The 14,238-nt window shown below is 63.1% G+C and carries 13 protein-coding genes; 5 read left to right on the top strand and 8 right to left on the bottom strand.

Features of this window, described 5'->3' with window-relative positions; genetic code table 11:
* Positions 1-5 precede the first annotated feature (5 nt).
* From HJO_RS02280 to HJO_RS02290, 3 genes are all read left to right on the top strand, one after another.
* Complete coding sequence (locus HJO_RS02280) at positions 6-920, top strand: hypothetical protein (protein ID WP_035613077.1); 915 nt, start codon at positions 6-8, stop codon at positions 918-920.
* A 35-nt stretch (positions 921-955) separates the two neighbouring features.
* Entirely contained in the window at positions 956-2,248 is a 1,293-nt protein-coding gene (locus HJO_RS02285) for a metal-dependent hydrolase family protein (RefSeq protein ID WP_035614315.1), read from the top strand.
* A 131-nt stretch (positions 2,249-2,379) separates the two neighbouring features.
* Positions 2,380-3,246 (top strand): OmpA family protein, encoded by an 867-nt coding sequence (locus tag HJO_RS02290; protein WP_156945388.1) that lies wholly within the window; start codon positions 2,380-2,382, stop codon positions 3,244-3,246.
* On the opposite strand, the gene HJO_RS02295 is transcribed toward HJO_RS02290, so the two are convergent.
* Genes HJO_RS02295 through HJO_RS02315 form a run of 5 tightly spaced genes read right to left on the bottom strand, consistent with a single transcriptional unit; the run spans position 3,243 to position 8,746 of the window.
* On the bottom strand, positions 3,243-4,310 hold the full coding sequence (locus HJO_RS02295) for a DUF2855 family protein (RefSeq protein ID WP_035613079.1): 1,068 nt from the start codon (positions 4,308-4,310) through the stop codon (positions 3,243-3,245). The two genes, HJO_RS02290 and HJO_RS02295, sit on opposite strands and share 4 nt — an antisense overlap.
* Before the next feature lie 13 nt (positions 4,311-4,323).
* Positions 4,324-5,064 carry an enoyl-CoA hydratase/isomerase family protein gene (locus tag HJO_RS02300; RefSeq protein WP_035613080.1) on the bottom strand — a complete coding sequence of 247 codons (741 nt, stop codon included), beginning with the start codon at positions 5,062-5,064 and terminating at the stop codon, positions 4,324-4,326.
* Positions 5,061-6,398: a cytochrome P450 gene (locus tag HJO_RS02305; RefSeq protein ID WP_035613081.1), complete on the bottom strand. Its 1,338-nt coding sequence runs from the start codon at positions 6,396-6,398 to the stop codon at positions 5,061-5,063. Before HJO_RS02305 ends, HJO_RS02300 begins: the two co-directional genes overlap by 4 nt.
* Before the next feature lie 9 nt (positions 6,399-6,407).
* Positions 6,408-7,742, bottom strand: coding sequence for a cytochrome P450 (locus HJO_RS02310; RefSeq protein WP_084141354.1), 1,335 nt, complete (start codon positions 7,740-7,742; stop codon positions 6,408-6,410).
* Positions 7,743-7,756: 14 nt separating this feature from the next.
* On the bottom strand, positions 7,757-8,746 hold the full coding sequence (locus HJO_RS02315; RefSeq protein WP_051618012.1) for a pseudouridine synthase: 990 nt from the start codon (positions 8,744-8,746) through the stop codon (positions 7,757-7,759).
* A 252-nt stretch (positions 8,747-8,998) separates the two neighbouring features.
* Between HJO_RS02315 and HJO_RS02320 the strand changes: the two genes are divergently transcribed.
* Complete coding sequence (locus HJO_RS02320; protein ID WP_156945389.1) at positions 8,999-9,733, top strand: VV20781 family protein; 735 nt, start codon at positions 8,999-9,001, stop codon at positions 9,731-9,733.
* A gap of 17 nt (positions 9,734-9,750) precedes the next feature.
* On the opposite strand, the gene HJO_RS02325 is transcribed toward HJO_RS02320, so the two are convergent.
* The gene (locus HJO_RS02325; RefSeq protein WP_035613086.1) at positions 9,751-10,167 is read right to left on the bottom strand and encodes a hypothetical protein; all 417 of its coding nucleotides are present in this window, start codon (positions 10,165-10,167) and stop codon (positions 9,751-9,753) included.
* Between the two features lie 221 nt (positions 10,168-10,388).
* Between HJO_RS02325 and HJO_RS02330 the strand changes: the two genes are divergently transcribed.
* Positions 10,389-11,609: a potassium/proton antiporter gene (locus HJO_RS02330; RefSeq protein ID WP_035613087.1), complete on the top strand. Its 1,221-nt coding sequence runs from the start codon at positions 10,389-10,391 to the stop codon at positions 11,607-11,609.
* Positions 11,610-11,682: 73 nt separating this feature from the next.
* On the opposite strand, the gene HJO_RS02335 is transcribed toward HJO_RS02330, so the two are convergent.
* Positions 11,683-13,065 carry a M20/M25/M40 family metallo-hydrolase gene (locus HJO_RS02335; protein ID WP_035613089.1) on the bottom strand — a complete coding sequence of 461 codons (1,383 nt, stop codon included), beginning with the start codon at positions 13,063-13,065 and terminating at the stop codon, positions 11,683-11,685.
* Positions 13,066-13,172: 107 nt separating this feature from the next.
* Entirely contained in the window at positions 13,173-14,204 is a 1,032-nt protein-coding gene (locus HJO_RS02340) for an MBL fold metallo-hydrolase (protein ID WP_035613092.1), read from the bottom strand.
* Between the last annotated feature and the right edge of the window lie 34 nt (positions 14,205-14,238).

Here is a 14,238-nt window from a genome sequence, read left to right on the forward strand (position 1 = left end):
ACGCCATGGCAGCGGACATTCTCGAAGGCCCGCTTCGCGCACCGGCCCAGATGCTGCAGGAGCAATCCTATGGCGGCCACAAGTCGCTGCATGATGATGAAGAGGCCGAACGCCTCGGCATCAAGGCCGGCCCGATCGAGGGGCCGACGCATTTCCAGCAGTTCGTGCCACTGCTGTTCCAGATCTGGGGCAAGGACTGGTTCGAACGCGGCTGCCTGTCGACACATTTCCTCAACATGGTCTTCGAGGGCGAGAAGGTGCGCGCCTTCGTTGAACGCCCGGCGCCCGGCGCCACCCGCGCCCGCTGCTGGGCCGAAAAGGAAGATGGCACGCCTGTGCTGGAGGCGAGCGCCACGCTGGGCCCCGATCACGGCACAACGCTCCTTGAAGAACGGATGGCCAAGCTGCGCCCCGCCGACGACCTTGTCATACTGGAAGACATGAAGGTCGGCCTGAAGACCAGCAAGGACGAACCTGTCCGGATGGGCCCCGACCAGCACATGGGCAACCTGTACCCCTTCAGCCTTGCGCAGAAACTGGCTGTCATCACTGAGCCGAACGACTGGTATTCCGACGCCCAGGCATCGCCCTGGGGGCGCCCGGTCATCCCCCTCGAAATGGTCAGCGTGCTCGCCAACTATACGGGCGGCATGGCCAACTGGCCGGTCAAGCATCCTTCCATCGGTCTCTTTGCCGATCTGGAAATGCGCATGATCGACGGTCCGCTCTTCGTCGACGAAGATTATATCCTCCGCCGCGAAGTCGTCGCCCTGTCGGCCAGCCGCCGAGCGGAAAACTACTGGATCCGCACCCGTATCTTCGATTCGACGGGCACGAAACAAGTCGCGGAAACGCTGCTCAACCACGGTGTTCTCAAGGCCAGCTATCCGCACTATCCCGCCGACAAATTGCCGGCCTGACCCGGTCCCGTCTCCCACACGAAAGGATGTTTCTCATGGGCTCAAGACTCCTGAATATCGCCGCGCTCGCGCTGGTAACTGCGGTCGCTCCGGCTATCGCCTCGGCGCAGGATGCCGTGGTCCATGCCGGCCACGTCCTTGCCGTGCCGGGTGAAGGCTATCTCACGAAGCAGACCATCACGGTCAAGGACGGGCGCATCGTGTCCGTTGTGCCGGGCTACAAGTCCGGTCCGAAGGGTGTGCCGGTCATCGACCTCAAGAACGCCTATGTCGTCCCCGGCCTGATCGACAGCCATGTCCATATCACGGGTGAAAATGGCCCCAACGAGCGCCTCAAGACCTTCACGGACTCGTCGGTCGATACCGCGTTTGACGGCGCCGCCTTCGCGAAGGTCACGCTCGAAGCCGGTTTCACCACCGTGCAGGATGTCGGGGGCATCAACGAGGCCGTCTTCGGCCTGCGCGATGCCATCGCCCGCGGTGCCGTGCCGGGCCCGCGCATGCGCGCTGCCGGGCAGGCGATCTCGGTCACTGGTGGCCATGGCGACGTGAATGGTTACTCCTCGCCAGTCATGCAGCTGTTTACCGGCACCAATATCTGCAACGGTGCCGATGATTGCCGCCGGGCCGTGCGCCAGCAGGTCAAGGACGGCGCTGACGTCATCAAGATCACGGCGACGGGGGGCGTGCTCTCCAACACGTCCGCCGGCCTCGAACAGCAATTCAGCAATGACGAACTCAGCGCCATCGTCGAGGCCGCCCATGCCATGGGCCGGCAGGTCACCGCGCATGCCCACGGCAAAGGCGGTGTCGACGCAGCCCTTCGCGCGGGCATCGATTCCATCGAGCACGGCACCTACCTGGACGATGAAACGATTGCCCTCTTCAAGGAGCACAATGCGACATTGGTCCCGACCGTTCTCGCGGGCGTCACGGTCTCCGGCTGGACCAACGAGCCGTGGTTGCCTGAAGCGTCGCGGAAGAAAGCGGCCATTATCGGCCCGCTCATGCTCGACATGTTACGCCGGGCCCACGAAGGGGGCGTCAACGTCGCTTTCGGCACCGATACCGGCGTCTCCCATCATGGCGACAATGCCAAGGAATTCGCGCTGATGGTGGAAGCAGGCTTCACACCCGAACAGGCGATCAAGGCAGCCACCGTGACCGCGTCGCGCCACATCGAGATGGACAGTGACATCGGTACCCTGGAGACAGGAAAATACGGTGACCTCGTCGCGACCAATGGCGACCCGCTGAAAGACATTTCCGAACTGGAATCGGTCGATTTCGTCATGAAGGGCGGCATCGTCTACAAGTCCGGCAAGTAGGCGGGGCAGCGCAGACGCCGTCTTCGCCTAACCCGCGAAGCATTTTGACATTTCGCGGCAAAGGCCAGAATGTTGGCAGATCGGAGGAAGGGCGCCTGATTTCAGGCGCCCTGACAGAAGAGGGATTGCCCATGCCTGCACCTGACAGCGTTCTTTTCGCAGGCGCCGCCATGCTGGCCCTGGCAGGCCTTGCCGCCTGTGGAAGCGAGACTGCCGGCACCGGCAGCGCGCCTGAAATCGCGCCGGTTGAGTGCGTCACGATTCCCGAAGGGGTCTACATTTTCGAGAACGGTCGGTTCACCGCCACCGCCGCCGCGCTCAAGACGCCCGCGCCGGATCGCGTCATACCGGCACCAACCGGCTGGGCCGGGGAATTGCAGACAGCGCTCGGTGGTGCCGGCTTCCCGTGGATCGGGGTCAGCATTCGCCAGAACGTCGCTGCCCTGACCGGCACGGCGCCAAGCCAGTACGCCAGGGAGCAGGGCTTTGCGACGGGCAAGACGGCGATTGAGAGCGACCCGATTGGCGGAGAGGAAGTCACCCTGATCGCCGACGCCATTGGCACCGAGACGGGCCCGCGGGCGCCGGGCGAGGCGCTTGTCACGCTCATGAACGGCGCGATTTCGCTCACGGCCTGCCAGCAGGCGCTGACCGACACGATGCAGGGCCAGAAGATCCAGTTTCCAACCAATGTCGGCGATATCTCGCCGGCCAGTTACGCCCTCGTCGATGCCGTGGCCGGCATCGCGATGCTGTGCGACGAATATCCCATCGAGGTCGGCGCCCACACCGACCTGCGCGGGTCGGACGAATTCAATCTCGTCCTGTCCCAGAAGCGGGCTGACGCCGTACGCCAGTACCTGCTGGAACGCGGTGTCGACACCGACCAGATATCAGCCGTGGGCTATGGCGAGAGCCGGCCGCTGGATACGGCCGACACGCTCGCGGCGTTCGACCGCAATGCCCGCATCGAATTCAAGGCGCGTCGGCGGCCCTAGAAGCTGAGGATCAATCCGGTTGCCGGACTGACCTGTCCTTCCAGCGTCTTGTGCCAGGCGGAATCGATCGCCTCCGGCCCGGATGCGTGCTGCGGCGTCACGAAAGCCGACGATGCACGGTAGAACGCCATCAACGACGCGCCGAGCCGCTGGTTCAGCGCATCCGCCCCCAGCACCTTGGCGCGTTCAGCCGCATAGGTTGGCACGAAGAAGAATTCCGGTTGCGGGTCAGGCAGGTCGATCGGCGCCCGGTTGCCTTCCCAGTCGGTCACGCCGATCACCAGGCTGCGCACCAGCCGGTCGCGCAGCGCATTGTGAATGTCCGCCGTCAATGTCGGGCGCCCCAGGAAATCGACAAAAGCCGTCAGGCCGCGTGCGTGCATCGTGTCGACTTCGTCATAGGTCTGCACCCGTGCATACAGGCCCGTGCCTTCGACGAATGCCACGTTGCCCTTCGACGTCAGCCCCACTGCGTCGACCCCACCGCGCGCCTTCAGGCAATGCGCAAGCGCCAGCGCGGTCTTGCTCGATGCGCTTGAGATCACAACCGTTTCGGGCACCGGGTCGCCGGTCTCCATCAGGCAGTCGTCAATCATCCAGCCGGTCGTGAAAAGCGGCCGGAACAGCATCTGCTGTGCGTCGAATGTCGCGTCATAGGTCGGGTCCGCCGCGGTGAACACATAGGTATTGTAGATCGCTGCGAGGCCCTGGCGGTGTGCGACACCGTCGATGAAGCTCTCGGTCCCGACCCGTACGGGCTGCACGTCGAACTGGTCGGAAATCGGCAGGTAGCCATAAACCCGCGCGCCGGGCGCAACGCCTTCGGCCTTCGATTCAACGACCGTGGCAAAGCCCCAGACCGGCACCCGTCCGAATTCCGGTGCCGTGGCCGGGAAAAAGTTCCAGTAATTCATCGCCTCGCCGAACGTGGCATAGGTCACGTTATTGGCTGTCAGTGCGAAGGCCTCGACCTTCAGCCGTGCGGCGCCGTCTGCCAGTTCGGGCAGGGCGGAATCATCCCAGGTGCAATCGCGCAGGTCGTTGCGCTTGATAAGATAGTCCATGTGGTGCGTCCCCTTATTCCTTGCGCATGAAAGCCGCGATTCGCGCCTTCATGTCAGGTCCGACGCCCTCGTTCCTGAGAATTTCCCACTGCAAGCCTGAATCCATGTCGCGGGAGTCCGTCGCTTCCAGCAGGCGCTTGTTCGCCGCATGGGAGAAGGCCGAGTTGGCCAGGACCTGCTGGGCCATCGCATCAATGGCCGCGTCAAACCCGGCATCAGGCACAACCTGCTCTGCCAGGCCGATCCGAAAGGCCTCTGCGGCGCCGATCAATTCGGCGGTGAACATCAGGCGTTTGGCCGTCGCGATGCCGACGCGCCGGGGCAGGCGCTGGCTCATGCCCCAGATGGGAGTCAGGGCCCATTTGGCGTGGGTGTCGCCAAATTTGGCGCTCTCCGCCGCAATGATGAAATCTGCCGCCAGCGCCACTTCCAGCGCGCCGGTATAGCAGTGCCCGTGGACAGCCGCGATCACGGGCTTCGGCAGTGTCTCCAGCAGGCGCAGCGTTTCCGAATGCCAGCCGGGTGACGGCACCGCCTCACCCTCTGCGATATCGCCAAGGTCATGACCGGCCGAAAAGCACCGCCCCGCGCCCCGCAGGACGACGCAGCCGATCGAATCGTCCTTTTTCAGCGCGATGGCGTGTGCGCGCAGCTCACGAAACATGCCCACGGTCAGCGCGTTCAGCTTGTCCGGACGGTTCAGCGTCAGGATGGCAAGACCGTTACGGTCGTCGCGGGTGACCAGCGTGCTCATGCAGGTGCGCCGAGATCGACCTTGAGCGAGGAAATCGCATGCACGAAATTGTTCGGCGCGATGGTCTGCTCGCCTGTCCACTTGATGTCCGGGAAGCGTGACAGGATCTGCCGGTAGGCCGCCTCAAGCTGCATGTTCGCCACCCGCTGGCCGAGACAGACATGCGGTCCGTTGCCAAAGGCAAGGTGTTCCTTGGCATTGGCGCGGGTGATGTCGAACGCGTCGGGATTGTCGAACTTGTCCGGGTCGCGGTTGGCGGCGGGATAGTACATGACCAGTTTCTCGCCCTCGGCGATGGGCTGTCCGCCAAGTTCGGTATCCGCCGTCGCAGTTCGGCGCATATAGGTCACCGGGCTGACCGCGCGGATCGCTTCATGCACGAAGTTCGGGAACAGGTCGCCATCGGCGATCAGTTTTGCCTTCTGGTCCGGGTTCTGCGTCAGCAGTTTCATCGTGCCTGACAGCGAGTTGCGCGTCGTGTCATTGCCCGCGAACACGATCAGCAGCCACGAACCATCAAGGAATTCCGGCGATAGTGGCTTGCCATCAATCTCGACGTTGGCGATGGCGCTCAGCAGGTCGGGCTGCGGGTTCTTGCGCCGCTCGGCCAGCAGGTGGCGGCCATATTCGAACATCGCCTGGATCTCGTTCATGAAGGCGGTGATCTGCTCCATGGTCACGTTGCCAAGGCCTTCCTGCTGGGCCTGGTATTGCGAAGTCTCGAGGAAGTGCATCCAGTGCACCAGCTTCGGTCGGTCGGCGGCCGGCACGCCGAGAATCTCGCTCAGTGTGAACAGCGGCAGCTCGGCAGAGAATGTCTCGACCATGTCGACGACCGGGCCCTGTTTCATCATGCCATCCAGCAATTCGTTCACATAGGTCACGACGCGCTTGCGCAGTTCGGCGACAAAGTCCGCACGGAAATAGGCCATGTGCTCCATGCGCAGCGGCGTATGGTAGGGCCGGTCGAGATTGATCAGCGAGTTCAGCGACGAGGCGTGCAGCAGGGGATGGCGGGGCACGCCCTCCATGCCGTAATTCATCAGTATGCCGCCCTTTTGCGACGAAAAGGTGGCCGGGTCCAGTTCCACCTTCTTGACCAGTTCATAGGATGTGACCGCCCAGAATCCGGCGCCTGCCTGCTCGGGATGCCACATCACGGGCGCCTTGCGCCGCATCTCGGCGAATGCCTCGAACGTGTAGCCGCCATGGTCTGAAAACACCGTGGCCGATGTCAGGTCGACGGGGGGGACGAGGTCGAACACCGGCTTGTGGCGCGGTGCCTGCGGTGCGCGTTCGACCTGGTAAGTGTCGCTGACGTTCTGGAATCCCATCGATATCTCCTAGAATTTGTAGCGGACGGGAATCGATTTCGGTCCGCCCACGAAATTGGCCTTGATGAATGTCGGGTCGCCGTTCAGTTCGATCGACTTCACGCGGCTGAACAATTCCTCGTAGATGATCTGCATCTCCAGGCGCGCGAGGTGCATGCCAAGGCACATGTGCCCGCCATACCCGAAAGAGATGATCTTGTTCGGGCTGCGGTCGACCCTGAACTTGAACGGGTCCTCGAAAATCTCTTCGTCGCGATTGCCGGACGGGTAACACAGGAGCAGGCTCTCACCCGCCTTTACCGATTTTCCCCGCATCTCGTAATCGGCCTGTGCCGTGCGCATGAAATGCTTCACCGGCGTGGTCCAGCGGATGGCCTCGTCGACGGCCGTTCGGGCCATGCCCTTCGGGTCGTCCATCATCTTCTTCAGTTGCGCAGGGTCCTGCAGCATGGCCAGCACGCCGCCACCTGTCGAGGCGCTGGTCGTGTCATGTCCGGCCGCGGCGACAATGATGTAATAGCTCATCGCCTCCAGCTGGCCGATCGGCTCGCCATCGACCGTGCCGTTTGCAATCACGGTCGACACGTCATCGCGTGGATTGGCGCGCCGGTCGGCGGTGATCGCCGTGAAGTACATGAAGAACTCGGCCAGGGTCTGCTGGATCGACGCGAGGCCCTCTCCGACATCGCGATCTTCCAACGCGCCCTTGTTGCGGCTCAGGTCCTCGTCCTGCGCGCCGAAAATCTCCTGCGTCAGCTTCAGCATCATGGGCTCGTCGGATTCCGGCACACCCAGGATCTGCATGATCACGCGCAGCGGATAGTGCAGGGCGATATCGTTCTGGAAATCGCATTCGCCGCCCAGGTCTTCCATCCGGTCGACGAACTGTTTCGCAATCGCGCGCACGCCGGCTTCGCGCTGTTTCACGTTCTGCGGCATGAACCATTCCTGGGTCAGGTGGCGCAGCTTGAAGTGCATCGGATCGTCCAGCTGCACCAGCGTCTTCAGCAAGTGTGGCTGGCCGAACTGGGCGTAGACGCCTTTTTCGACTTCCTCGTATGACAGCATTTCCCGCTCGCCATTCGTGAACAGCTTGTTCTGGCGGCTGACTTCCATGATGTCGGCATGCTTGGTCACCGCCCAGAAGGGCCGGAAGCCCTCCGGCTCGCACCAGGCCAGCGGGTCTTCTGCGCGCAGCCGGATGAAGGCGGCGTCCAGCACCGGCTGGTTGGCATAGACCGCCGGATCAACAATCTGGTTGCACGTCGCGGCCGCTGCCGCGCTCATTGCCCGGCCCGGTTCCATCTTGGTCTCGGGCGGGGTGGCAAGCGCGGTATCGGCCATGATGCTCTCCGGTATTATTTTTGGGGTCTGCGTTTCCTGTCGCCAAGTCTACTTGAACCCGGCCGCGTGCCAAGACGTGACTTGGCGGCAGGTGCGGGGCGTTTCGGTGCGTCCAGGAGCGGCTTGTTGGCGTCCGAGATCATCGTGCCGACCGTTTCCAGCATCAGCTCGGCGGGCACTTCCTCGACCGCGCCGGGGCGCAGGTCGCCAAGCTCGAATGGCCCGTAATTGATGCGGATCAGGCGGTTGACCATCAAATTCACCGCTTCAAGCGCCCGGCGTACCTCCCGCTTCTTGCCCTCGGTCAATGTCACGGTCAGCCACGAGTTTGCGCCGTTCTCGCGGTCGAACACCGCCGTGATCGGGGCATAATCGACCCCCTCCACGGTAATCCCCGCGGCAAGGTCGGCAATCTTGAAGTCTGTCACCGTGCCCTGCGCGCGTACGCGATAGGTCCGCTCCAGCGCATTCTTGGGCAGTTCCAGTGCCCGCGCCAGCTCGCCATCATTGGTCAGCAGCAGCAGGCCTTCTGTTGTCAGGTCGAGACGCCCCACCGTCACGACGCGGGGCAGGGATTTCGGCAATTCGTCGAAGATCGTCCGGCGCCCTTCCGGGTCGCTATTGGTGGCGATCAGGCCGGCCGGCTTGTGATAGCGCCACAGCCGCGTCGGTTCCGGCGCGCTCACTGTCTTGCGGCCCACCTTGATGGTCTCGCGCCCGGTAACCTTGAACGCCGGCGAGGTCAGCTTCACGCCGTTGACCCACACGTCGCCCGCCTCGATCATCCGCTCGACTTCGCGGCGCGAGGCAACACCGGCGCGCGCCAGGTACTTGGCGATGCGCTCGCCTTCGCTCCAGTCGGGCTCGGCCAGCGTATTCGGATTCGGTCCGGGCTTCTTCCGGGCCTTTTCCGGGCTGGTGTTCGTGTTCCTGTTCGGGCTGTTCCGGGGGCGCGAACCAGGTTTTCCCTGGCGCGTGCGGCCCGTCTCTCGACGCTCCGTCATGATCTGTTCGCTTTCTGTATCAGGTAAAATGAAGGGGTGGCGTATGGGCCGTCCTTTGGCAAGAGGGCAGGTGCTGCACCTCTCGGCGGCGCACCCGCGCAAATAGAGCGAGTACCATCTAGGCAGATCCGGTTGAAATAGAGTAGAAATCCCCGGATTGGCGCGCGGGATCCGGGCGTCATGCCTGGCATCTGACAATTCCCATTTCAACAATCAACGGGGGCGCGCATGCGGCCCGGATATGGTGCGTGAATGAAATATCGCGGTATCAGAGTGTATTCAGTCATCGTTGCAGCCCTTTTCGGGCTGACGGCTTGCGAGTCCATCCAGCCGGCCCGGATGGTCGCGCCGCCAGCCCTGGCGGGGCAAACCGTCGAAACACCGATCGAGGGTATCGGTGGCGGCACCAGGGGCACCTTCCGGTTCGGCGACCATTCCGGGACGTTCAGCCGGTCAGAGTCTCGCCTGGCATTCTTCAATATCCTCGAGAACCGCTCGGGCTATACGAACTTCACCCTGCGCGGACCGAACATTTCCGATCAGATCGAAGTGAAGTGCACCATGCGCGAGCGCAATATCACGATCAGTGTCGTCAGCTTCACGCCCAAGAAAATGGCCTATGGCTGTGACTTCACGGCCAACGGGTATCCTTTCCCGGCCCGCTTCGAGCTTCAGGAAGTGCGCGAAGGTCTGGGCGGTGCATTGAGCAAGAAGGAACGCCGCGGCGAAATCGCCCTCGATCGCGTCATCCTGACGATCCGGTCGGTGCATTCCGTGGAAGGATCGCCGATCCAGGTGGCGAGCCCGATCGGCTATGTTTTCGAGCTTGATGGGCGGCCCGTCGGGGCGGTCGAAGTCAACGGCACGCCTCGCGCCATGTTGCCCGTCTCGGGCGATCCGGCCCTCAAGCGCGCCGTGATCGCGGCATCGCTGGCGCTCGGCCTGTTCTGGGACCCTGCCAACAGCCAGCTCGGCGAACTCGACTGACGCCTGGCACCGATGCCTTAGATAACCTGCAGGACCGGCGCTGCGATCGCCAGCCCGGTGAGGAACTCCATCGGGATCCACACCGGAATCATCCCGCGGTCCCGGTTCTTCTTGCCGTCGAGCAGGAGGGAAACCGTCCGCCCGAAGGCGGCGCCGATCCATGCTGCGGCCAGCGGCAGGACAACAAGGATGCTCAGCAAGGTCACTTCACTGGCGGAAACGGTCAGCAACAGGGCCGCCGTCATCATGTGCACGAGCATGAAGAACCCGCCGAACGTGGCGCGAAATTCCGAATAGCCGCCCGGCTTGTCCGGATCCGGGTCTTCGACAAGGCGAACGACTCCGGCCGCCCAGCTTGGCGAAATCAGCGACGTCACGCCCAAAACGGCGCCGAAACCCAGCGCCACAAGCGAAATGATTTCCCCATAGTGCATTCAGCCGTCCTCCTTGTTGCTTTCAACCTAGATCATCTGTTGTGAAAGCGTAGTGGCTTCATATATCTACAGCTTACACGCTGGCGCTGTGTGACCGAACACCATTAAGCTGCACGAAACCGTTTACGAACCGGTCGGGTCCGAGAACGGGCGACGACTGCTTTTATGCGGGGGGCATCACGCTGGCACAATCGGCCCTGGCCTGTCCTTGAAGGGATAAAATGGAACTGGTGATCTTTCTCTCGAGCATGGTCGTGTTTGCCACGTTTGCACTCATGCCACTCGCCCGAAGATCCGGTGCTCCCATCCTTCTCATCGTGCTTGTGATCGGCATGCTCCTCGGTGTCGACGGCCCCGGCGGCATACGCTTCTACAGCTACCAGACCGGCTTTGACCTTGGCAGCCTGGCCCTGGCCATCATCCTGTTCGCGGGCGGCCTGGAAACAGAGCGGGGCATGTTCCGCACGGCGCGCAACTCCTCCATCATGATGGCGACGCTTGGCGTCGTCGTGACGGCGCTGATTGTCGGCCTGTTTGCCAGCTTCGTCCTTGGCATGTCTCCGGTTGTCGGTCTCCTGCTCGGCGCGACAGTGGCGTCGACCGACGCGGCCGCCACTTTCCTGCTTATCCAGCAAAGCAAGACGCGTATCGGCGAGCGCGTGAAGAACACCCTTGTGCTCGAATCCGGACTCAACGATCCGATGGCCATCTTCCTTGTTGTGTCGCTGACGGCTGTGGTGAATGGCGGGCCGCCTGAATCCCTGCAGGAAGTCGGCGGATTTCTGCTATTCCTGGTCACCCAGATCGGCGTCGGCCTCGCCGGTGGCATCGGCGGCGGGCGCGTCCTGACCTTCATCATTGACCGGATGACCCTGCCCAACGGCACTTACCCGGCCGTCGCCTTGTCTGGCGCCCTTGGCATCTATGCGGCTGTCGCAATGTTCGGCGGCAGCGGCTTCCTTGCCGTCTACATCGTCGGCATCGTTATCCGTAACAGGCTGCGCCGCTCGCTCGACAACATCCTGAATTTCAACGAAGCGCTGCAATGGATCAGCCAGATGGCCCTGTTCCTGATGCTCGGTCTGATGGTCGCGCCCAGCCACCTGCTCAAGGACATATGGTCCGCGCTCGCCATTGCCGGCGTCCTGATGTTCGTGGCGCGTCCGCTGGCGGTCATGGTCAGCATTGGATGGATGGGCTTCACCACGCGCCAGAATATCTTCCTCAGCTGGGTGGGCCTGCGCGGCGCGGTGCCCGTCCTGCTCGCCATCTATCCCGTGATCACGCCAGGCCCGGTGACGATCGAGTTCTTCAATATCGTCTTTGTCATCGTCGTCACGTCCCTTGTCGCACAGGGGTGGACCATCGTGCCCTTGGCCAAGCTTCTGCAGCTTGAACAATATTCAACCGAGCCCGCCGAGCCAGCGTTCGAGGACGCCTGAACGCCAGCACCGATCTCCCGGCCTGCCATCTTGCTCTGGAGCGCCTGCGGGGCAGCCCGATATCTGCGGAAACCTAGCCTGCCAATTCGGTCAGCAGCGTGTGCCAGTGGTGCAGCGCGCCGGGGATGGAGTCGACGGGAACGCGCTCGTTCAGGCCGTGTGCATAGTCATCCGACGGCTTCATGAAGATGCCTGACACGCCATAGCTCGGAATGCCTTCGGCGCGGAAGAAGAGGCTGTCTGTCGCCCCGGCAGACATGTTCGGGACGATCGGAATGCCGGGCGCCTGCACGTCGACAGCCTTGCGGACGGCGGCCATCAGGATCGGATCAAGCGGCGAGGAGTCGCTGGAATGGGCGGCGACCGGCAGGCTCACGGTTGCCCCGGCGCCGGCGAGTTCCTGCAGCGTCTGCATGATCTCATCCGGCGAGACGCCGGGAAAGATGCGGCAATTGACGTTGGCCGAAACGCGCTGGGGCAGGGCGTTCAGTGCGTGGCCGCCATTGACCATCGTGGCAACGCAGGTCGTGCGGATCTGGCCGATATATTCAGGCTCGGCCGAGAGACGGGCGGCCGCCGCCGGATCGGACGGGTCTTCCACGAACCGGGCCATGGCCTGCCCGAGGTCGCCCGGCGTCTGCTTCGCTGTCTCGCTGAAATAGCCGAGTGTCACGTCACTGGTCTGCACCGGGAATTCGTAGGCGCTGATGCGGTCCAGTACATTGGCCATGTCAACGATGGCGTTTGTGCCGGTCGGGCGGCTGGAATGGCCGCCGGGATTGGTGATGACGATCTGGTAGTCGGCATAGGTCTTCTCGCCGGCCTGGATGCTGTAATAGCGCGGGATGCCGTCATCGCCGAGCGTGCCACCGCCGGCATCGGCGTTCAGCACCATGCGGGCACCCTTGAGGCGCGGAGCAATCTCGGCGGCGGTGGCTTGTGACGTTTCCTCATCTCCCGTCAGTACCAGCGTGATGTCGTGCGCCGGCACAAAGCCTTCGCGCTTCAGGCGGATCAGCGTGGTCACCAGCATGGTCAGGCCATACTTGTTGTCCAGCACGCCGCGCCCATAGAAATAGGTGCCATCGGATTCCATCTTGAACGGGTCGCGCACCCAGTCGGCCGGGTCGGCCTCGACCACGTCCATGTGCGCATTGAGGATGATCTGCCCGTCAGCGCTGCGGCCCGGATAGCGTGCCATCAATATTGCGGTGTCGCCGAACGGTTCGATCACCACGTCCTCTTCCGCAAAGCCGCCCGCGACCAGTTCCTGGGCCAGGTAGGCGGCATAGGCCGGCACCTTGCCGTGTCCTTCCACCGTGTCGAACGCCACTGACGCGCCCAGTATCTCGACCGCCTTGTCGACGTCCACCTGCTCGGCCTGGGCTTCCACAGGCGCGGACACACAGCCCGCCAGAATCAGAACGGCAAGGCTGGTCAGGAGGCGGTTTTTCATGGGGATTCCCTTTATGGCGACCCTTGAGGCTTATCCGCCAGAGGCGGGCAGGGCAATTCGTTTTGCGACTGCCGGCCCGCCATCCGGTCAGCGTGCTCCGGCGCCGGTCACCCGGTCTCGACGTCATGCCCGCGTTCGCGCCATCCCAGGAAGCCGCCATCAAGGGCGGCGGCACGCTGGAAGCCCATCTGGCGCAGCGTCGCCGCGGCGAGCGTGGAGACCTTGCCGAATTCGCAATAGGTGATGATCCGGAGAGTCGGGTCCGGGAACTCCTCGTTGACCCGCAGTTCAAGCTGGCCGCGCGGAACGTGCCGGGCACCCGGTATGTGACCGCGCTCAAAGGCGTCACGCTCCCTGACGTCGAGAATGACGAGGTCATTCGACCGGGACCGGGTCCGCTTCAGCAATTCGTCCATCGAAACGAACGGCACCTGCGCGGCGGCCTGGGTCAGGATTTCCGAAACACTGGTTCCGCCGCTCATGTTGACGCGCAGCGCCTCCGTCAGGTGAGTCGGCATGGACAAGTTCAATGATTCCATCATGGCGACGAATTCGGCACGATCGCGCTTTTGCAGCCTCGGGTTCCCGGCCATTTCGGCCCCGATCGTCGTCGCGTCCCGTCCCTTGTATTCGTGGGCCGGGTACACTTCCGTAGCCGGATCAATCAGCAGCAGCTTGTTGAACAGGCTGTCATACAACTGCTCAGGGTCGCCCGTGGGCAAGTCGGTCCGTCCTGTCCCGCCAATCAGCAGGGCGTCGCCCGTAAACACCTTGTTGCCGACGATCAGTGACATGGAGTCACTCGTGTGCCCGGGTGTGTGCATCGCGGTCAGCAGCAGTTTGCCAATGCGCAGCGAGTCGCCGTCGTCTAGCCGCAGGCTGGCATACGGTGCCGGCGCGTCCCGGTGCACGACAACCGGCGCCCCCAGCGACGCGCCGAGGCGTCTGGCCCCGCTGAAGTGATCGGCATGGGTGTGGGTGTCTATGATGTAGGCGATGCGCAGGCCGTGCCGCAGGGCCGCCGCGCGGTACTGGTCTTCCAGGCTGGTTTCAGGATCGATCAGTGCGCCAATGCACCCCTCGTCACATCCGATCAGGTACGAGCGGCAGCCGCCCACGGCAAACGTCTCAAAGATCACGGTTTACGGTCTCCCAACAGGTTGCGATGGGATA

Origin of the sequence: Hyphomonas johnsonii MHS-2, assembly GCF_000685275.1 — a bacterium.
In the GTDB taxonomy this organism is placed as follows: Bacteria; Pseudomonadota; Alphaproteobacteria; order Caulobacterales; family Hyphomonadaceae; genus Hyphomonas; species Hyphomonas johnsonii.